The organism is Pseudarthrobacter sp. CCNWLW217 (assembly GCF_037203985.1).
Lineage (GTDB): Bacteria > Actinomycetota > Actinomycetes > Actinomycetales > Micrococcaceae > Arthrobacter.
Genome location: NZ_JBBCBT010000001.1, coordinates 377,512 through 396,773 on the forward strand (window position 1 = coordinate 377,512; position 19,262 = coordinate 396,773).

The 19,262-nt window shown below is 66.2% G+C and carries 13 protein-coding genes; 11 read left to right on the forward strand and 2 right to left on the reverse strand.

Features of this window, described 5'->3' with window-relative positions; genetic code table 11:
* Window positions 1–24: 24 nt before the first annotated feature.
* From V9L18_RS01775 to V9L18_RS01820, 10 genes are all read left to right on the forward strand, one after another.
* Window positions 25–966, forward strand: a complete 942-nt coding sequence (locus V9L18_RS01775; RefSeq protein ID WP_337345452.1) for an ABC transporter permease — start codon at window positions 25–27, stop codon at window positions 964–966.
* The gene (locus tag V9L18_RS01780) at window positions 963–2,816 is read left to right on the forward strand and encodes a dipeptide/oligopeptide/nickel ABC transporter permease/ATP-binding protein (RefSeq protein WP_337345453.1); all 1,854 of its coding nucleotides are present in this window, start codon (window positions 963–965) and stop codon (window positions 2,814–2,816) included. The genes V9L18_RS01775 and V9L18_RS01780 overlap by 4 nt, the downstream gene beginning before the upstream one ends.
* Window positions 2,813–3,673, forward strand: a complete 861-nt coding sequence (locus V9L18_RS01785) for an ATP-binding cassette domain-containing protein (RefSeq protein ID WP_337345454.1) — start codon at window positions 2,813–2,815, stop codon at window positions 3,671–3,673. Before V9L18_RS01780 ends, V9L18_RS01785 begins: the two co-directional genes overlap by 4 nt.
* Window positions 3,674–3,741: 68 nt before the next feature.
* Window positions 3,742–6,243 (forward strand): beta-glucosidase family protein, encoded by a 2,502-nt coding sequence (locus V9L18_RS01790; protein ID WP_337345455.1) that lies wholly within the window; start codon window positions 3,742–3,744, stop codon window positions 6,241–6,243.
* Window positions 6,240–7,751: a glycoside hydrolase family 43 protein gene (locus V9L18_RS01795; RefSeq protein WP_337345456.1), complete on the forward strand. Its 1,512-nt coding sequence runs from the start codon at window positions 6,240–6,242 to the stop codon at window positions 7,749–7,751. The genes V9L18_RS01790 and V9L18_RS01795 overlap by 4 nt, the downstream gene beginning before the upstream one ends.
* Window positions 7,752–7,813: 62 nt before the next feature.
* The gene (locus V9L18_RS01800) at window positions 7,814–10,726 is read left to right on the forward strand and encodes a family 78 glycoside hydrolase catalytic domain (protein WP_337345457.1); all 2,913 of its coding nucleotides are present in this window, start codon (window positions 7,814–7,816) and stop codon (window positions 10,724–10,726) included.
* A gap of 30 nt (window positions 10,727–10,756) precedes the next feature.
* Entirely contained in the window at window positions 10,757–12,529 is a 1,773-nt protein-coding gene (locus V9L18_RS01805; RefSeq protein WP_337345458.1) for a DUF5605 domain-containing protein, read from the forward strand.
* A gap of 92 nt (window positions 12,530–12,621) precedes the next feature.
* Window positions 12,622–13,482 (forward strand): hypothetical protein, encoded by an 861-nt coding sequence (locus V9L18_RS01810; protein WP_337345459.1) that lies wholly within the window; start codon window positions 12,622–12,624, stop codon window positions 13,480–13,482.
* Window positions 13,483–13,595: 113 nt separating this feature from the next.
* Window positions 13,596–14,162: a type 1 glutamine amidotransferase domain-containing protein gene (locus tag V9L18_RS01815; RefSeq protein ID WP_337345460.1), complete on the forward strand. Its 567-nt coding sequence runs from the start codon at window positions 13,596–13,598 to the stop codon at window positions 14,160–14,162.
* Window positions 14,163–14,288: 126 nt separating this feature from the next.
* Window positions 14,289–15,764, forward strand: coding sequence for a DHA2 family efflux MFS transporter permease subunit (locus tag V9L18_RS01820; protein ID WP_337345461.1), 1,476 nt, complete (start codon window positions 14,289–14,291; stop codon window positions 15,762–15,764).
* Window positions 15,765–15,847: 83 nt separating this feature from the next.
* Here V9L18_RS01820 and V9L18_RS01825 read toward each other — a convergent pair whose 3' ends face one another.
* Both V9L18_RS01825 and V9L18_RS01830 read right to left on the reverse strand, forming a co-directional pair.
* The gene (locus tag V9L18_RS01825) at window positions 15,848–16,681 is read right to left on the reverse strand and encodes an alpha/beta fold hydrolase (RefSeq protein WP_337345462.1); all 834 of its coding nucleotides are present in this window, start codon (window positions 16,679–16,681) and stop codon (window positions 15,848–15,850) included.
* A 76-nt stretch (window positions 16,682–16,757) separates the two neighbouring features.
* Complete coding sequence (locus V9L18_RS01830) at window positions 16,758–17,621, reverse strand: alpha/beta hydrolase (protein ID WP_443197915.1); 864 nt, start codon at window positions 17,619–17,621, stop codon at window positions 16,758–16,760.
* Between the two features lie 114 nt (window positions 17,622–17,735).
* Between V9L18_RS01830 and lysS the strand changes: the two genes are divergently transcribed.
* Complete coding sequence (gene lysS / locus V9L18_RS01835) at window positions 17,736–19,262, forward strand: lysine--tRNA ligase (RefSeq protein WP_337345464.1); 1,527 nt, start codon at window positions 17,736–17,738, stop codon at window positions 19,260–19,262.

A 19,262-nucleotide genomic window follows, 5' to 3' on the forward strand; every position in this document is an offset into this window, starting at 1 on the left:
GGAACCTTCCCTAAGGATTTTCGAATGTACCGATTCGTGCTGCGGCGCCTGTTTTCCGGTGTCCTCCTGCTGTTCGTCATCACCACTGTCGCCTACCTGCTCCTCTACGCAGGCGGTGGTGACATCGCCCGCCGCATCGTGGGTCCCACGGCCAGCGATGCCCAGGTTGCGCTGAAGGCCAGCCAGCTGGGCCTGGACCGGCCGCTTCTGGTCCAGTACTGGGACTGGCTCACCAGCGCACTGACCGGCGACCTTGGCCGATCCTGGTTCAACGGCCAACTCGTTACGGCCGGTGTCAGCAGCCGCGTCTCCGTCACCATCTCCCTGGTCCTGGGCGCCACCATCATCGCCGCCGTTGTCTCGATCGTTGTGGCCGTCTGGGCAGCCGTCCGCCGCGGTTGGGTTGACCGGGTGGTCCAGTTTGTGGGCGTCCTGGGCTTCGCCATCCCCGGCTTCCTCATCGCCCTGGGGCTGGTGTCCCTGTTCGCCCTGAACCTCAAGTGGTTCAAGGCCACCGGTTATGTCCCGATTACGACGTCGTTCGGCGGCTGGGCGGCCACCGTCACCTTGCCGATCATCGCCCTTTCCATCGGCTGCATCGCCGCCGTGGTCCAGCAGGTCCGCGGCTCGCTGATCGACGCCCTCCGCCAGGATTACGTCCGGACCCTGCGGGCCCGCGGCCTGTCCTTCAACCGCGTGGTCTACAAGCATGTGCTGCGCAACGCCGGCGGCCCCGCCCTGGCTGTGCTCGCCGTGCAGTTCATCGGGCTGCTGGGCGGCGCCGTCATTGTGGAACAGATCTTCGCGCTGCCCGGCCTCGGGCAGATCACCGTCGCCGCAACCGGCCAGGGCGACATTCCGGTGGTGATGGGGGTCGTCGTCGCTACGGCCGCCATCGTGGTCACCGTCAACCTCATCATCGACCTCGCCCAGGGCTGGCTCAATCCGAAAGTTCGGCTGTCATGATCGAAACACCCCTCGCACTGCCCACCACGGCAGCCAAGGTTTCCCTTTTCCGCAGGCTCCTGACCCACCCCACGGGCGCGGCATCGCTGCTGATCCTGGTCCTGGTTGCCCTTGCCTCGGCCCTGGCGCCGCTGCTGGCAACCCACGACCCCAACACCGCAAACCTGAAGGACGTGCTGGCCAAAGCGGGGTCCGAACACCTCCTGGGTGCCGACAGCGCGGGCCGGGACGTTTTCAGCCGCCTGCTCTTCGCCGGCCAGTTCAGCCTCGCCGGCGCGCTGGTGGCCCTCGTTGTGGCAATGGTCCTCGGCGTCACCGCCGGCCTGATCGCCGGCTACTACGGCGGCTGGTTCGACGCCGTCTCCTCCTGGCTCACCGGCCTGATGATGGCCCTGCCGGGCATGGTGGTGCTGCTGGCAGCCCGGGCCGTGCTGGGCCCGTCCATGTGGCTGTCCATGATGATCTTCGGCGTGATGCTCTCGCCGGCATTCTTCCGGCTGGTCTACGCCTCCGTCACCGCTGTCCGCAACGAGCTGTACGTGGATGCGGCACGCGTTTCCGGCCTCAGTGACTTCCGGATCATCGCCCGCCACATCCTCACCGTGGTCCGGGCCCCGGTCATCATCCAGTCGGCCATGGTCCTGGGCATCGCGATCGCCATCCAGGCCGGCCTTGAGTTCCTGGGCCTGGGCGACCTGAACATCCCCACCTGGGGCAGCATGCTCAACGATGGCTTCATCAACATCTTCAAATCTCCCACCCTCGTACTGTGGCCGGCACTGGTCATCGGACTCGTTTGCATCGCCCTGACGCTGCTCGCGAACGCCATGCGCGATGAACTCGAACGCAGCCGCGGGCCGGTCAAGAAGAGCCGCAAGGCCGCGGCAGCAGCCGCAGCAGCCGACGCTGAAGGTGCCGCCGAAAAGCGCGGTGCTGCCGCCGTCGTCCATCCCGATGAACCGACCGAAACAGCGGGTGAGCTGCTGCTGGAAGTCACCGACCTGGGCGTCGGCTACGACCAGCCCGACGGGTCCACCACGCACGTGGTGAACCATGTGGGCCTGACGGTCCGCCGCGGCGAAGTGCACGGCCTGGTGGGTGAATCAGGGTCTGGCAAGACCCAGACCGCATTCTCCATCCTCCGGCTCCTGCCGCAGGGCGGACGCATCACCGGCGGTTCGATCTTCTTCGAGGGCAAGGACCTGGCGCACCTCTCCGAGAAGGAGATGACCAAGGTCCGCGGGAAGCGCATCGCGTACATCCCGCAGGAACCCATGTCCAACCTGGACGCCGCCTTCACCATCGGCAGCCAGCTGACCGAACCCATGCGGGTGTGCTTGGGGCTTTCCAAGGCCGAAGCCCGCAAGCGCGCCCTGGCCCTGCTCGCCAAGGTGGGAATCCCGCATCCGGAGCGCACCTTCAACGCCTACCCGCACCAGATCTCAGGCGGCATGGCCCAGCGCGTCCTGATCGCCGGCGCGGTGTCCTGCGAACCGGATTTGCTGATCGCCGACGAACCCACCACCGCCCTGGATGTCACCGTCCAGGCCGAAGTCCTCAACCTGCTCCGCGAACTCCAGGACGAACTGAACATGGGCGTCATCCTGGTGACGCACAACTTCGGCGTGGTGGCCGACCTCTGCGACCGCGTTTCGGTCATGCAGACCGGCCGTGTGGTGGAAACCGGACCTGTCCGGGCCATCTTCAACAACGCCCAGCACCCCTACACCCGGCAGCTGCTGGACGCGATCCTTGAGGACACCGCTCCCCGCGGGCAGTACCCCACGGTTGGCCCCAACCTCGCCGAAAAAGCGGCTGAGCCCAAGGAACTGAAAGGAGTGACGTCATGACCGAGACCCTGCTGGACGTCAAGGACGTTGTTGTCGAATACCCCCTCAAGGGTTTCCGGAAAGAACCGTTCAGGGCCCTCAAAGGCGTGTCCCTGGACATCCGTCCCGGCGAAACCGTGGGTCTGGTGGGGGAGTCGGGCTCGGGCAAGACCACCCTGGGCCGTGCGGTCCTCGGGCTGGCCCCGGTCACCGGGGGCAGCATCAAGTACCGCGGCCAGGAGATCTCCAAGGCCAGCCGGGCCCAGCGCAAGGAACTCAGCCATGAGATCCAAGTGGTCTTCCAGGACCCCTATACGTCACTGAACCCGTCCATGACCATCGAGCAGATCCTCACCGAGCCGCTCACGGTCCGCAAAGTTGAGCGCCAGGCAGCCAACAAGCGCGTGGCCGAACTCCTGGACCAGGTCCGGCTGCCGCACGGCGCCGCGCACCGGCTCCCGCGTGAATTCTCCGGCGGGCAGCGCCAGCGCGTCGCGATCGCCCGGGCCCTTGCCCTGGACCCGAAGCTGATCGTCTGCGACGAACCCGTCTCCGCCCTGGATCTCTCCACCCAGGCCCGGGTCATGGAACTCTTTATCGAGATCCAGGAACGCACTGGCGTCGCCTATCTCTTTGTCTCCCACGACCTCGCGGTGGTCCGGCACCTCAGCCACCGCGTGGCCGTGATGTACCACGGCGAAATCGTGGAATGGGGCGACGGCGAGCAGGTTACCGGAGCGCCCGAACACCCCTACACCCAGCGGCTGTTCATGGCCGCGCCGATTCCCGATCCCGACCGGCAGGCCAAACACCGTGCTGACCGGCTCCGCCTCCTGGAACTCCAGGACCAGCAGGACATCCAGGCCGGCGTCGCCTGACCCAAGGCATACCGGCGCCTTAACAGCACAAGCACACGTCCTCCGCAGGAACAGCCAAGAAAGCCACCATGGAAACCCTCATTACTGACTTGAATACTGACCAGAGCACCGACGCGCGATTGAAGTCCCTCCTGGCTGAACTGACCCTCGAAGAGAAGGTCCGGCTGTTGACCGGCCGCGACTTCTGGACCACCTGGCCGCTGGAAAAAATTGGCCTGCGCCGGATGCTCTTCTCCGATGGACCCACTGGTGTCCGGGGCGAGGTGTGGGATGAGCGGGAACCGTCCATGAACTTCCCCTCCGCCGCGGCGATCAGCTCCTCCTGGGACCCTGCAATCGCCGACCGGCTCGGCGCCGCGTCCGCCGTCGAGGCCCGGCGCAAGGGCGTGGACGTCGTCCTTGGCCCCACCATCAACCTTCACCGGTCCCCGTTGGGCGGCCGGCACTTCGAGGCCTTCAGCGAGGACCCGGTCCTGACGGCCGAGCTTGCCGCGGCGTACGTGACCGGGGTCCAGCGCAACGGCGTGGGCGCCACTCCGAAGCACTACATCGCCAACGACTCCGAAACCGACCGCTTCACCGTGGACGTCAAGGTTGCGGACCGGCCCCTGCGCGAGCTCTACCTGCTCGCGTTCGAGAAGGCCATTGTCGAATCCAAGGCGTGGCTGGTGATGAGCGCGTACAACTCGATCAACGGCACTACCGCCACCGAAAACGAGCTGCTGGAAACCCCGTTGAACAGTGAATGGGGCTTCGACGGCGTGGTGATCAGCGACTGGACCGCCGTGCGGACCGTGGAGAGCGCCAGCGCGTCCCAGGACCTGGCCATGCCGGGCCCGGACGGCCCCTGGGGTGAAGCCCTGGTGGTGGCCGTAAAATCCGGCCAGGTCGCCGAAGCCGCGATCGACCGCAAGGTGTTCCGGATCCTGCAGTTGGCCGCCCGCGTCGGCGCACTCGAAGGCTTCGAGGCCGTGGCGGCCGAACCGGTGGACCGTGAGGACCCCATTGCGTTCGCCCGCGAGGCCTCCGCCGCCGGCACGGTCATGGTGAAGAACGACGGCGTGTTGCCGCTGGCTCCCGCCGCCGCCAGGACTGTCGCTGTGATCGGGCACAACGCCCGGTACGCCCGAACCCAGGGCGGCGGCTCCGCCACGGTCGTGCCCGAAAAGATCGTCACCCCGCTGGACGGGATCCGCGAAGCGTTCGGCGCGGACAATATCAGCTACAGCGTGGGCGCCGTGGTCCAGGAAGGCATCGCCGAACTCCCCCTGGAACAGCTCACCAACCCCACCACCGGAACCCCCGGCGTGCGGGTCCGGTTCCTGGACTCCAACGGGAACGAACTCTTCGCCGAGGATCGCCGCTCCACCGCCCTGGTCTGGTTCGGCGGCGACGCCCCGATCTCGGCGTCCTCCCTGGTCCAGTTCCACACCATCTACACTCCGGATGAGACCGGCCCCGTCAGGCTCGGCTTCTCCACCGTGGGCCACGGCCGGATCTTTGTCGACGGAGTCCTGGCCCGCGAGGCCACCATCGAAGCGACTGGAACGGACCTCGGCGCCGCGTTCCTGGCACCGCCGTCCGCGTCCGTCGAAGTGCAGGCCACCGCCGGCGTCCCGCTGGAGGTCCGGATCGAACTGGACACCCATGACCGGGAGGGTGCCCTGTCCAACGCCCTTGCCATCACCATCGGCGTGGAAGCTGACGACGCCGACCCGGACTCCCTGATCCGGGATGCTGTGGAGGCTGCCCGCGCAGCCGATGTCGCCGTCGTGGTGGTCGGCACCAACTCCCGGGTCGAATCCGAAGGCTACGACCGGACCTCCCTGGAACTGCCAGGCCTGCAGGACCGGCTCGTGCACGCCGTCGCTGCGGCAAACCCCCGCACCATCGTGGTCGTGAACTCCGGCTCCCCGGTCCTGCTGCCTTGGCGCAACGAGGTGGCCGCGATCCTGATCGGCTACTTCGGCGGCCAGGAATTCGGCCACGCCCTCACCGACATCCTCACCGGCGCCACCGAACCCGGCGGGCGGCTCCCCACCACCTGGCCCGGCACCCAGGAAGACGTGCCCGTCATCAACGTCACCCCCGCACCCGACGGGACTCTGACCTACGACGAAGGCATCCACATCGGCTACCGCGCCTGGCTCAAAGCCGGCACGGAACCGGCCTACGAATTCGGCTACGGCCTCGGTTACACCACCTGGACCCTCGACGGTGTGGACGCCCCCGTTACAGCGGCCCCCGGCGCCGTCGTCCCCCTCACCGTCACCTTGGCAAACACCGGCACCCGGCTAGGCAAAAACGTCGTCCAGATCTACGCCGAAAAGCCAGGCTCCGCCGTCGACCGCCCCATCCGCTGGCTCGTTGCCTCCATCCCCGTGTGGGCCGGACCCGGCGAAACCGCCACCGCCATCCTGAACGTCCCCACCCGGCTCCTGGCCTACTGGGATAACGGCTGGACCTACGAGCCCGGCGACTACACGCTCCGCATTGGCACGTCAGTCACCGAACTGCCGCTGGAAACCGTGCTCACCCTGACCGGCGTCTCCGAGGAGGGGGCAGCATGAACCTGCCCAACCCGCTGATCCCCGGTTTCAACCCGGACCCCAGCATCGTCAAGGTGGGGAGCGACTATTACCTGGCCACTTCCACGTTCGAGTACCTGCCCGGCATCCCCGTCTACCACAGCACCGACCTGGTCAATTGGGCACGGATCGGCCACGTTGTGGATCGCGAAGGGCAGCTGGATTCCCGCGACGTGCCCACCCTCGGCGGTGCCTGGGCGCCCACCATCCGCTTCCACAACGGCCTGTTCTACGTTGCCGTCACGGACGCCATGGCCCGCGGCACCCTGGTGTTCACGGCAAAGGATCCGGCGGGGCCCTGGAGCGATGGCCTCGCGATCGAAGGAGCCATCGGCATCGACCAGGATCTCGCCTGGGACGACGACGGCATGGCCTACATGACCTACTCCGGGCTGGACACTGTCACTGGAAACATGGGTGAGCACGGCGGCATCCTCCAGGTCAGCGTTGATCTAGAAGCCGGCAAGGCACTTGAGGAGCCCCGCAGTGTCTGGTCCGGCACAGGCCTGATGTTCCCGGAGGCGCCGCACCTGTACAAGCGCGGCGACTACTGGTATCTCATGATCGCCGAGGGCGGCACGGAGCGCGGGCACAGCGTCAGCATCGCCCGCGGAACCTCCCCGGCCGGTCCGTTCGAGTCCAACCCGGCCAACCCCATCCTGAGTGCCCGCAGCACGGACCGCCCCATCCAGAACACCGGCCACGGCGACCTGGTGGAGACGCCCGACGGCGGCTGGGCCATGGTCCTCCTGGGCATGCGTCCCAAGGGCATGACCCGCGCCTTCTCCGCGCTGGGCCGCGAAACGTTCATCACCCCGGTCACATGGATGGATGACTGGCCCGTCGCGGAGCCGGTCATTCTGAACCCCCGCGAAGGCGGCGCCTTTGAGGATGACTTCGCGGACGCGGAGCTCGACGGCGGCTGGATCGCCGTCCGGCGCTTCCCCGGCGCGTTTGCCTCAACAGAGAAAGTCCCGGGACGCCTCACGCTGACCAGCGACGGCACGAAACTGGATGATGCCCGTCCCGCGTTCCTGGGCCGCCGCCAGCAGTACCAGGTGGAGACCATCGCAGCACTCGTGGACGTGGAAGGCGCCAGCGCCAGCGAAAGCGGCTCCGGCGGCCTGGCCGTCCGCTACGACGAGGCCCACCACTACTCCATTGAAACGGACGGAACCACTCTTACGGCCCGGGCCAGGATTTCGTCGATTGAACAGACGTGGACCCACCCGGCGCCCGCCGGACCGGTGGAACTGCGGATCGAGACCCGCGAACCGAACCCGGACAACGCCATTGGCAGCCTGAGCTCAGACACCATCGCGCTCCAGGCAGTCGTCGACGGCCAACCAGTTACCCTGGCTGAACTCGACGGCCGGTACCTCTCGGCTGAAACCGCCGCGTCCTTCACCGGACGGGTGGCGGGCGTCTTTGCCAGCGCCGGCACGGTGGCGTTCGACTGGTTCCGCAGCGAAGGCCGCGAACCCCGGTAGAAACCGGCTGGGCCCCGCATCGCAGCTCTGATCACCTCCCACCTCCGCCTGAAAGGCCTTCTGTGACAAACACGACCCTGACACCGCAGTCAGCCACCCGCGAGCAGACCGTCGTGAGCCGGTTATCGGCGGAGTACCGGACAGATACCCCGTTCGTGGCCGAGCCGCGGCCCCGGCTCAGCTGGGTCACTGCCACTGGGAGCACAGACTGGCTGCAAGTTGCAGCCGAAGTCAGGGTGAGGCGGGACGGGAAGTCGGAGTCCGTGCTGCTCGAAGGTCCCGAGTCCGTGCTGGTGGATTGGCCTTTCGCGGACATCACCGCGGGCGGGCAGGTGGAGGTGGACGTCCGGGTCACCGGGAACGACGGCGGCACCTCGGACTGGTGCGCGCCGCTGACCTTGGTGGGCGGTTTTGTGGACGGTCCCTGGCAGGCCGTGGCCATCGGTCTGCCCGCCCCTGCGGGCGAAAATTATCCGCTGGGCCAGCCCGGCCAAGTGCGTCACGAGTTCATGGTGCGGGAAGGGCTGGCCAAAGCCACGCTGTTCGCTACCGCGCACGGCGTCTACCAGGCAGAAATCAACGGGACGGAAGTGGATGACCAGGTCCTCAAACCGGGCTGGACGGCTTATGCGGACCGGCTTAATCATGAAACCACCGACGTCACGGCGCTCCTGGCTCCGGGTGCCAACGCCATCGGAGTCTGGCTCGCGGGTGGCTGGTTCACCGAAAAGTACGGCTTCCACGGCTTCGCCAAACCGTTCTATGGCGAGCAGCCGGCGGTCAAGGTGGAACTGCGCCTTGAATACACGGATGGCACGAAGGACATTGTGGCCAGCAGCCGGGACTGGCGGGCACGCACTGGCGGCCCGCTGGTATCCAGTGGCATCTACGCCGGCGAAACCTTCGACGCCCGGCGCGCGGAGGCCGGCTGGTCCGAACCAGGTTTCGACGACGCCCACTGGCTCCCCGCCGCTGTCGACTCCGATCAGAACTGGGCGGAGGCCACCCCGGCCACGGCCCCGGCCGTGCGCCGCATCGAGGAACTTCCTGTTAGGGAAGTCCTGACCACTCCCTCCGGCGCCACCGTGCTGGACTTCGGCCAGAACCTTGTGGGTCGGTTGCGGATCCGGGTTTCCGGCGAGCCCGGCCACACCATCACCCTTCGGCACGCCGAGGTCCTTGAAGATGGCGAACTGTCACTGCGCCCACTGCGCCAGGCGGCGGCCACCGACACGTATACCCTCGCGGGCCCGGGTGCTGCGGAAGACGGCCTCGGGGGAGGTGGCGAGGAGGAATGGGAACCGCGCTTTACCTTCCACGGCTTCCGCTATGCGCAGGTGGACAACTGGCCCGGCGAGCTGGACCCGGCGGCGATCACCGCCGTCGTGATCCATAACGACATGCGCCGCACCGGCTGGTTCGGCTGCTCAGACCCTTTGCTGAACCGGCTGCACGAAAACGCCCTCTGGGGGATGCGCGGCAATTTCCTGGCGCTGCCCACTGACTGCCCGCAGCGGGACGAACGGCTGGGATGGACCGGCGACATCCAGGTATTCAGCCCCACCGCCAGCTATCTGTATGACTCGCTGGGTTTACTCGGCTCCTGGCTGCAGGACCTCGCCCTCGAGCAGGGCCACCGCGACGGCGTCGTCCCCATTATCGTGCCGTCTGTCCTGGGCATGCTCGAATCACCTGTGGCCGCTTGGGGCGACGCCGCCACCGTGGTCCCGTGGGTGCTTTTCGAGCGCTTCGGTGACACTGGCCTGCTCCGCCGGCAGTTCGCCAGCATGCGTGACTGGGCCGACGCCCTCTTGAAGGTCCGTGACAGTTCGGGGCTGTGGCAGGGCCAGATGCAGCTGGGCGACTGGCTGGACCCCGCCGCTCCGCCGGACAAGCCCGGTGCCGCCCGCACCCACGGCGACATTGTGGCCAGCGCCTACCTGTTCCGGTCCCTGGACCTGGTGGCCCAGGCGGCTGCCGTCCTGGGGAACGACGCCGACCACGGCAAGTACGCTGCGCTCGCCGAGGAGACCAGGCAGGCCTTCCTGGCCCAATACGTGACGCCGGCCGGCCGCATGGTCTCGGACGCCCAGACGGCCTATTCGTTGGCCCTGATGTTCGGCATCAGCACCGATCCGGCGCAGCGCCAGGCCCTTGGTGACCGGCTCGCCGAGCTCGCACGGTTGGGCGGCTACCGGATCGCCACCGGTTTTGTGGGTACGCCGCTGGTTGCCGACGCCCTGACTGTGACGGGCCACCTCGGTGCTGCCGAGCGGCTGCTCACGCAGACCGAATGCCCGTCCTGGCTCTACCCCGTCACGCAGGGTGCCACCACCATCTGGGAACGCTGGGATTCCATCCTGGAGGACGGCAGCGTCAACCCCGGCGAAATGACCTCGTTCAACCACTACGCGCTGGGCGCGATCGCAGACTGGATGCACCGCACCGTGGCTGGCCTGGCCCCGGCAGCGCCCGGATACCGGAAACTCCGCATCGCGCCGCGCCCGCTGAACAGCCTGACGCACGCTTCGACGTCGCACGAAACTCCTTACGGCCTGGCCCAGGTTGCGTGGAAGCGCGTGGGCGACCGGATCCTGGTGGAGGCCAAAGTGCCTCCTGGAACCACCGCGGAGGTCTCTCTGCCGGACGGCTCCGCAGGCTTCGTAGTGGGCTCGGGCCAGCACAGCTGGGACGTTCCCGACGCCGGACCGGCAGCAGAACGCAGTACGGCCTCGCTGCACTCCCCGCTCGCGGACATCATGGACGACCCCCAGGCGTATGCCGCCGTATGGCAGGTCATCGATGCCCATGATCCAGCCGCCGCCGCGGCCTTCCGCAAGGACACCGTCTGGTACCGGCAGACCACCTTGGACCAGGGCCTGATCTTCACCCAACCCGCCGTCAAGCAGGACATCGCCGCCGCCCTCGCAGCCCTGGACGGACGCCGCTCCGAACGCACCCGTCACGACTCCTGAACTCCTGAATCCCGAACCAAGAAGGCATCGATGAGCACTTTTACCGCTGAAAGCCCCCTGTACTTTGTGATGCGGCATGCCGAGGGTAACCGCATCCTCACCGAGCACGTCCCCACCCTGACCAACAACCCCCTGCTGCACACCCTGTACTTCCACGAGGTGGGACTGATCCTAGGAACCGAGGAAGCCTTGAAGGGAAAGCCTGCCCAGGTTGCAGAGATCCTCCGCCTCATCGGCGAACTCGAGCCGGAGGACACCGTGGCGCAGCGGGCCGCGGCAGCCGCCGTCGACGTCCCGGCCCCCGCCGCCGACTACGAACCGGAATCCGTTGAACGGGCCAGCGCGGCTGTTTCCCTGCCCACGGCGGCTGCAGCGCAGGACCGGCTCGAAATCACCTTCGCCGGGCCCTCGCGCGGCAACCCGTTCACCGACGTCGAACTCCGTGCAGTCTTCACCGCCCCGTCCGGGAAGACGTTGGACGTGCCGGGCTTCTATGACGGGGACGGCAACTACAATGTCAGGCTCCTGGTCCCGGAGGCGGGGGAGTGGACCTTCATCACTTCCAGCAACGCCCGCTCGCTCGACGGCATCACCGGATCGTTCAGCGCAGCGGAGGCTGCAGCGGGTGCCAAGGGCGTGGTTCGCGTGGCCAACACCTTCCACTTCGCGTACGACGACGGCACCCCCTACCTGCCGATTGGCACCACGGCCTACGCCTGGACCCACCAGGGCGATGCCCTGGAAAAGCAGACCCTGGACACGCTGGCCACAGGACCGTTCAACAAGATGCGGATGTGCGTCTTCCCCAAGTCGTACCTGTTCAACGAAAACGAACCGGAGCTCTACCCGTTTGAGGGCTCCCTTGCCGGTGGTTTCGACTACGAGCGGCCCAACCCGGCGTTCTACCGCCACCTCGAACAGCGCATCAGCCAACTGGACGAACTTGGCATCGAGGCTGACCTCATCCTTTTCCACGCCTACGACCGCTGGGGCTTTTCCACCATGACCCCGGGCCAGGACGACCGCTACCTGAAGTACGTGGTGGCCCGGCTTGCCTCGCATCGGAACATCTGGTGGTCCCTGGCCAACGAATACGACCTGCTGTTCCGCAAGACCACCGAGGACTGGGAACGCTTCGCCGTGATTGTCCAGGCCAATGACCCCAGCGCCCACCTGCTGTCCATCCACAACTGCCACGCGTTCTACGACTACAGCCGGCCCTGGATCACGCACAGCAGCATCCAGCGCCAGGACGTGCACAAGACCGCGGAGTTCACGGGGGAGTGGCGCGACCGCTGGCAGAAGCCGGTGGTCATCGACGAGTGCGCTTACGAAGGCAACATCGACCAGGGCTGGGGCAACATCACCGGTGAGGAAATGACCCGGCGGTTTTGGGAAGGCGCCGTCCGCGGCGGCTACGTTGGCCACGGCGAAACATATATGCACGACCGGGACATCCTGTGGTGGGCCAAGGGCGGCGCGTTCCACGGCAGCAGCCCGGAACGCATTGCTTTCCTGCGCAGCATCCAGGAAGAGACACCCGGAGGTTTCCTTGATCCGTTGCCCAGCGCCTGGGACGTTCCCACCGCCGGCATCCGGTTCGAGTATGAGATCAGCTACTTCGGGTTCAACCAGCCCACGTACCGGAACTTCGTCATGCCAGCCGGGCGTCAGTACCAGGTGGACATCATCGACACCTGGAACATGACAGTGGAAACGCTGCCCGACGCAGTGGAAGGACGGTTCCAGGTGGAGCTTCCGGGGCGGCAGTTCATGGCTGTTCGTATCCGCGCCGTTTCCTGACATTTCCGGGAACCGCGGCAGGCCCTCAGCGGCTGGATGGCTGCGGTTCCCGGACGGGTGTTCCCGCGGCGCCGCGCTAGAATGGATCGATCATGACCGGTGCCCAGCCCCGTTATCTTGCGTGGCTCGTCGTCCTGGCGACCCTCCTCACGGCCTGCGTGCCCGCGGTCGGCATTGACGAGGCCCTCACCGATTCACCGATCCCGGCCTCCACGGCCCCGCCAGCCGCGAGCGACGCCACCCTCTCGCCCCAGCAGGCCGCGGACCCCACGGCAACATCCGTTCCCACACCATCATCGGTTTCCTCCGCACCATCGGTGCCCAGTCCGGCGTCGGTACCAATGCCGGCTCCGGTGCCCCAGGTGTTCGCCCTCAACCTCTACCAGGAGGGGGACTTCGTGCCGCAGTACACCTTCGACTGGTGTGTTGCGGCGAGCATCCAGATGGCGCACAACCTCATGGACGACACCGGTGGCGGCACGTGGACCGATCGCGCCCAGCAGAATGACCTGTGGGAGATGGCCCGGGCGCGGTCGTCCAACTCGTTCAACGGCGCCAATCCCTTCGGTTGGGCGAAGGTGCTGACCGAGGTGGGAATGGGGCCCTACGAGGTGGTCAGCATCGCGGGCTACGAGGACGCGCTGCAGGCCGCGGCACGCGCCATCGCCGCCACGGGCCGGCCGGTGGGGCTGGTCATGTGGAGTGGCCGCCACGCGTGGGTGATGAGCGGCTTCGAGTCGCTCGGCGATCCCGGCCAGTTCCCGGAATTCTCCGTCACTGGCGTCCACGTCCTGGACCCGCTCTTCCCGCACGGCAGCGGGCAGTGGGGTCCGTCGCCCGCGCCGAACACCCTGATTACCCCCGAGCAGCTGGCCTCGCAGTTCGTGGTCCGGGAGCCGCGACGCTGGAGCAGCGACCTGCCCGCGGGCTACCTGCTGGTGCTGCCAAAGTAGTCAGCTTGCTTATGAGTTTGGGTTTTCCTAGGCTGGATCATGTCAGGCAAACAACTCCAGGCGGATGACGCAGTGCTTCCATGTGCTCCCTCCGCCTCACCAGAGGAGGAAAAGTGTCAGAACACAGCATCGCAGGCAAGAAAGTCGCATTCCTGCTGACGGACGGCGTGGAGCAGATTGAACTCACCAGCCCGTGGCAGGCAGTCAAGGACGCCGGCGGCGAACCCACGCTGGTGGCTCCCAAGAGCGGCAAGCTGCAGGGTTATGAGGGCACAGAGAAGGGCGACACCTTCGACGTGGACCTGACGGTTGCGGATGCCAACGCCTCGGACTTTGACGCCCTGGTGATCCCGGGCGGAGTAGTGAACGCCGACCACCTCCGGGTGGACAAGGCCGCCCAGAATTTCACCCGGGCCTTCTTCGAACAGCACAAGCCGGTGGCCTCGATCTGCCACGGACCGTGGCTGCTGATCGACGCCGGCGTGGTCCGCGGCCGGAATGTAACCTCGTACCACACGCTCCAGACCGATTTGAAAAACGCGGGTGCCAACTGGAGCGATGACGAAGTGGTGGTGGACCAGGGGCTGGTGACCAGCCGGAGCCCGAAGGACCTTCCTGCCTTCAACAGCAAGCTGGTGGAGGAAATCTCCGAAGGCCAGCACGCGGGCCAGACGGCCTAAATAAAATTGTTCCCTCAGGGTTAAGAAAAATGCCCGGCGGAGGAATTAGTCCACCGGGTAGAGTGTTTGAATCTGCAGCGACGAAGCTCGCCTGCCATCAAACTCAAACTCCCTGAGGGAACACTTATGTCTACAAAAGTCTCTTCTGACGCCCACGGAGAGCCCGTGCAGGCCACTGAGGCGCAGCCGTCCGCACCGGCGAAGATGTCCCGCGAATCGGTGACCATCATCGCCACACTGCTGGTGGCAACATTCGTGGTGATCCTCAACGAAACCATCATGAACGTTGCCCTGCAGCGGCTGATGGTGGACCTTGGAGTGGACGCGCCCACCGTACAGTGGCTGTCTACCGGCTTTATGCTCACCATGGCCGTGGTCATCCCCACCACGGGATTCATCCTGCAGAGCCTGTCCACGCGTGCAGTCTTTATGCTGGCCATGGGCCTCTTCGCCGGCGGAACCGCGCTGGCCGCAGCGGCTCCCGGCTTCGAAGTACTGCTCCTGGCACGCATCGTCCAGGCCGGTGGCACGGCAATCATGCTTCCGCTGCTGATGACCACCATCCTTACCCTCGTCCCGCTCGCCAAGCGCGGTGCCGTGATGGGCAACGTCAGCATCGCCATCTCAGTGGCCCCGGCCATGGGCCCCACCGTTTCCGGGCTGATCCTGGAGCACTTCACCTGGCGCTTTATGTTTGTGTTCGTCCTCCCGGTGGCGCTCGCGGCGCTGGCGATCGGCGCCAAGTACCTGACCAACATCGGCGAAACACAGAAGACCAAACTCGACTTCCTCTCCGTGCTCCTGACCGTCCCGGCCTTCGGCGGGCTGGTCTACGGCCTCAGCCAGATCGGCGGCGGCCACGGAGCTCAGGGCGGCCCGAGCCCGGTAGCTATTGGTGCCTTGGTAGTGGGCGTGGCCAGCCTGGCAGTGTTTGTGCTCCGTCAGCTTCGGCTGCAGAAGGCGGAGGCTCCGCTGCTGGACCTCCGCGCCTTCAACTTCCGGATGTTCACCGTCTCCGTGCTGCTGATGGTGGTGGCCATGATGGCGCTGTTTGGCGGCGTGATCCTGTTGCCGCTTTACCTGCAGGAGATCCGCGGCCTGGGATCGTTGGAGACGGGCCTTGCCCTGCTCCCGGGCGGACTGGCCATGGGCCTGCTGGGCCCGTTCATCGGCCGGCTCTTCGACAAGGTAGGTCCGCTGCCGTTGACAGTGACCGGTTCAATCCTGATGGTGCTGTCCCTGTGGCAGTTCTCCATGCTCGACGCCGGCACAGCGGTGTGGTGGATCGTCAGCCTGCACGTGGTGCTGAGCTTTGGCCTGGCACTGCTGTTCACCCCGGCGTTCACCACCGGCCTGAACCCGCTGCCGCCGCACCTCTACTCGCACGGCTCGGCGATCATGAGCACCACGCAGCAGGTGGCCGGCGCCGCCGGAACGGCGCTGCTGGTGTCCATCTTCGCTGTGGTTTCCGCAGCCTCCGGTTTGGTTGCCGGGATGAGCGCAGCGTTCCTGACGGCGACTGTGATAGCCCTTGCCGCCGTCGTACTTTCAGCGATGATGCGCAAGACAGAAGGCGCCGGCCCCACCCACGGCGGCCACTAACCCAACTAAGTAGCAGCAGATGTCGTTTTGAGCCCTCAAAACGACATCTGCTGCTACTTACATGGGGTTAAACGGCCAAGGGGTTAGCCGGCGAAGAAGTCGCTGAGTTCGGTGATGAGCTTGTCCGGGGCGCGGAGGACGCCGTCATGGCCGGAACCTTGGAGGATGGTATAGCTCGAACCGGACAGGACGTCGTGGATCTGGCCGCACGCCACGCCAAAGTACGCCGGGCTCTTCTCACCCACCACGATCAGGGTTTCCAGTGGCAGTTCCAGGAACGGTTCGGCCGGCATGTCCGCGGCGATGATGGCCTTGATTTCCCGGACGCCGGTGCGCATTAGTTCGCGCATCTGCTTGCCTACATGCGTGCCGGCAGTGAGCTTGTTGGCGATGGTGAGCATGGACAACGGCATCCGGGAGAACGCGCCGCCGGTTTCCAGGCCCTTGCTCAGCACGGCGAGTGCGCGGTCGTCGTCCCCGGCGGCCGTGGCGCGTTCGTATTCCGCTGTCCAGTCGGCTTTGACGCTGTGGTTCACGGACACGGCGGGATCGTAGACGGCCAGCCGCTCCACGGGAAGCGTCCGGGCCGCGTGCAGGGCCACGGCGCCGCCGAAGCTGTGGCCGAACACGTCGGTGCTGGACGTGTGCTTCATGACGGCGTCAAGGTCCCGGATATCCGCGTCAAGCGTGTAGTCATCCGGCTGCGGCGACGAGGAACCGCGGCCTCGGCGGTTGAAGGTATGCACCGGGCGGCCCAAGGCTGCGCTGAGCTTCTGCGCGAACTTGGTGTAGTCGGCTGCAGTCACCATGGAGGCCGGCACCACCACCACGCCGGAGCCGGCGGACGCCAGTTCGGCACCCGTGGAGAAGAGCTCGAGTGTGCCGCCGTCGGGGGTCTTGATGTTCTCGCGCGTCATGTTCCGAGCCTAGCCGAGGTACCTGAGTGCTGGCAGCAGGAGTGCCTTTGGCGCCGGTAAAGATTTGGGCTGGAAATCAGCCTTTGAAGTACTCCGAGATGTCCGTCACAAGCTCCTCGACGGCGGCGGGGATGGAGCCATGGAAACCCTTGGGTGACAGCTCAAACGTGCTTCCGGGCACTGCGGCATGGAGCAGCTCGGCCGTGGCTTTGTAATAGGCGGGGCTTTTTCCGCCAGCCATGAAATGGGTGTTGGAGGGCAGGACACCGAAGTCCTTGGCGTGGTCCGGCTCGTTGTACGCGGCCCGCAGCTCACCGACGCCGCTGGGCATCACCTGGCGGAACAGCCTGTTCACCTTGGTCCGGGACATCAGGGCCATCAACCCAGCAAGAACCGGCTCGGGGATCTTGGCCAGCGCACTGCCGGGATTGGTGGACTTCTTCATGTGAGCAAGGGCGTGACCCACGCGGCCGTTGTTAACGGCGTCCTCGAACCCGTCCAGCCAGTCGGTGTCGATGCTGCCGTCGATGTTCACCGCGGCGTCGTACACGGCCAGCTTGTCCGGCACATAAGCTGTGCCGGTAAATTCCTGGACCGCGTTCAACGCGACGGAGCCGCCCAGGCTATGCCCCAGAATGTTGCGCGCGCGGGTGGCGTCAAGGATTGTGCGGAGGTCTGCGATTTCGGTGGCCATGGAGTAGTCCGCCGGCTGTTCGCTGGACTTGCCGCGGCCCCGGCGGTCGTACACATCCACCGCCCAGCCGTCGCCCAGGCCCTCAGCCAGCGCTTCCGAAAAAGGGCGATAGATCAGGGCAGTGAGGAAGGCTCCGCCGATCAGCACTACCCGGCGCTCTCCCGGAGCCTCCTCGGTGCCGTAGCTGTACAACGCCAGCCGGCCGCCGTCGTGCGTTGGCACTACCTGTTCTTTCACCCTCCCCATCCTAGGGCGGCATCCCTTGGAGTTTTTGTCCACCGAACGTGGCCGGCGGCGGTCTGAACGTGCATTATCTGGACAAAAACCCGGTGGCCGGAACTCCCGGTAAACTTGGGGATTGTGACTTCCCAAAACACCCCCAAGAATGCCCCAGAGCCGCTCGACGCCAGCGAACAGATGCGCATCCGCATGGAAAAGCGCGCCAAGCTGATCGAGCGCGGAACCGAGGCATACCCGGTGGGTGTTGAACGCACGCATTCCCTCACCGAGATCCGCGAAAAGTACGCCCACCTCGAAGCCGATGACACCACCGGCGACGTTGTGGGCGTCACCGGCCGCGTGGTTTTTGTGCGCAACACCGGAAAGCTCTGCTTCGCCACGCTGCAAGAAGGCGGCGTTGACGGCAAGGGCACCCGCCTCCAGGCCATGCTTAGCCTGGCCAATGTGGGCGAGGAAGCGCTCGCTGACTGGAAAGCCCTGGTGGACCTGGGCGACCACGTGTTCATCAAGGGCGAGGTGATTTCCTCACGCCGCGGCGAGCTGTCCGTCATGGCCGAGTCCTGGTCCATGGCGTCCAAGGCGCTCCGGCCGCTGCCGGTCCTGCACGCGGAACTGAACGAGGAAACCCGCGTCCGCCAGCGCTACGTGGACCTGATGGTCCGCGACGAAGCCCGGGAAATGGTCTACACCCGCGCCGCCATCACCCGCTCCATCCGCGAAAGCCTCCACCGCCACAACTACGTGGAAGTGGAAACCCCCATCCTGCAGCTGGTCCACGGCGGCGCCCTGGCACGTCCATTCGAGACGCACATGAACGCGTTCGACCAGAAGATGACGCTCCGGATCGCCACCGAGCTCTACCTCAAGCGCGCCGTGGTGGGCGGCATCGACCGCGTCTACGACATGGGCCGCGTCTTCCGCAACGAGGGTGTGGACTCCACCCACAGCCCCGAATTCACCACGCTCGAGTGCTACGAGGCCTGGGCTGACCAGTTCGTCATGGCGCAGCGCATCAAGGAGATCATCCTCGACGCCGCAGACGCCGTGGGCGCCGGCCGCACCCTCCAGACCGAGGCCGGGGAAATCAACCTCGACGGCGACTGGGCCTGGGTCTCTGTCTACCCCGGGCTGTCCGACGCCGTTGGCCAGGAAGTCACCCCGGACACTTCGCTTGAGGTGCTGCGCGACATTGCGCAAAAGCATGAGGTGAAGGTAGACCCGAAGTGGGACGCCGAGAAACTGGCCGTGGAGCTGTTTGGTGAAATCGTGGAGCCCACGCTCCTCAACCCGACCTTTGTGTACGACTACCCGCCGTCCGCGCAGCCGCTGGCCCGTCCGCACCGTGAGGACGGCCGCCTGATCGAGGCTTGGGACCTCATCATCGGCGGCATGGAACGCGGCACGGCCTTCTCTGAACTGATCGACCCCGTCATCCAGCGCGAGCGGCTCACCGAGCAGTCCCGGCACGCTGCTGCGGGCGACGTCGAGGCCATGCAGCTGGACGAGGACTTCCTCAGGGCGCTCGAATACGGTGCGCCTCCCATGGGCGGCATCGGACTGGGCATCGACCGGCTGGTCATGCTGTTCACTGGTGCCGGTATCCGAGAAACCATTCTTTTCCCGCTCCTGAAGCCCGAGGGTCACTGA

What these genes read in the sequence shown, in the direction of transcription:
- V9L18_RS01780 (WP_337345453.1), top strand. Translation starts at nt 963, where the DNA reads ATGATCGAAACACCCCTCGCACTGCCCACCACGGCAGCCAAGGTTTCC.
- V9L18_RS01830 (WP_443197915.1), bottom strand. Translation starts at nt 17,621, where the DNA reads ATGGGGAGGGTGAAAGAACAGGTAGTGCCAACGCACGACGGCGGCCGG.
- V9L18_RS01825 (WP_337345462.1), bottom strand. Translation starts at nt 16,681, where the DNA reads ATGACGCGCGAGAACATCAAGACCCCCGACGGCGGCACACTCGAGCTC.
- V9L18_RS01790 (WP_337345455.1), top strand. Translation starts at nt 3,742, where the DNA reads ATGGAAACCCTCATTACTGACTTGAATACTGACCAGAGCACCGACGCG.
- V9L18_RS01820 (WP_337345461.1), top strand. Translation starts at nt 14,289, where the DNA reads ATGTCTACAAAAGTCTCTTCTGACGCCCACGGAGAGCCCGTGCAGGCC.
- V9L18_RS01775 (WP_337345452.1), top strand. Translation starts at nt 25, where the DNA reads ATGTACCGATTCGTGCTGCGGCGCCTGTTTTCCGGTGTCCTCCTGCTG.
- V9L18_RS01785 (WP_337345454.1), top strand. Translation starts at nt 2,813, where the DNA reads ATGACCGAGACCCTGCTGGACGTCAAGGACGTTGTTGTCGAATACCCC.
- V9L18_RS01795 (WP_337345456.1), top strand. Translation starts at nt 6,240, where the DNA reads ATGAACCTGCCCAACCCGCTGATCCCCGGTTTCAACCCGGACCCCAGC.
- V9L18_RS01810 (WP_337345459.1), top strand. Translation starts at nt 12,622, where the DNA reads ATGACCGGTGCCCAGCCCCGTTATCTTGCGTGGCTCGTCGTCCTGGCG.
- V9L18_RS01805 (WP_337345458.1), top strand. Translation starts at nt 10,757, where the DNA reads ATGAGCACTTTTACCGCTGAAAGCCCCCTGTACTTTGTGATGCGGCAT.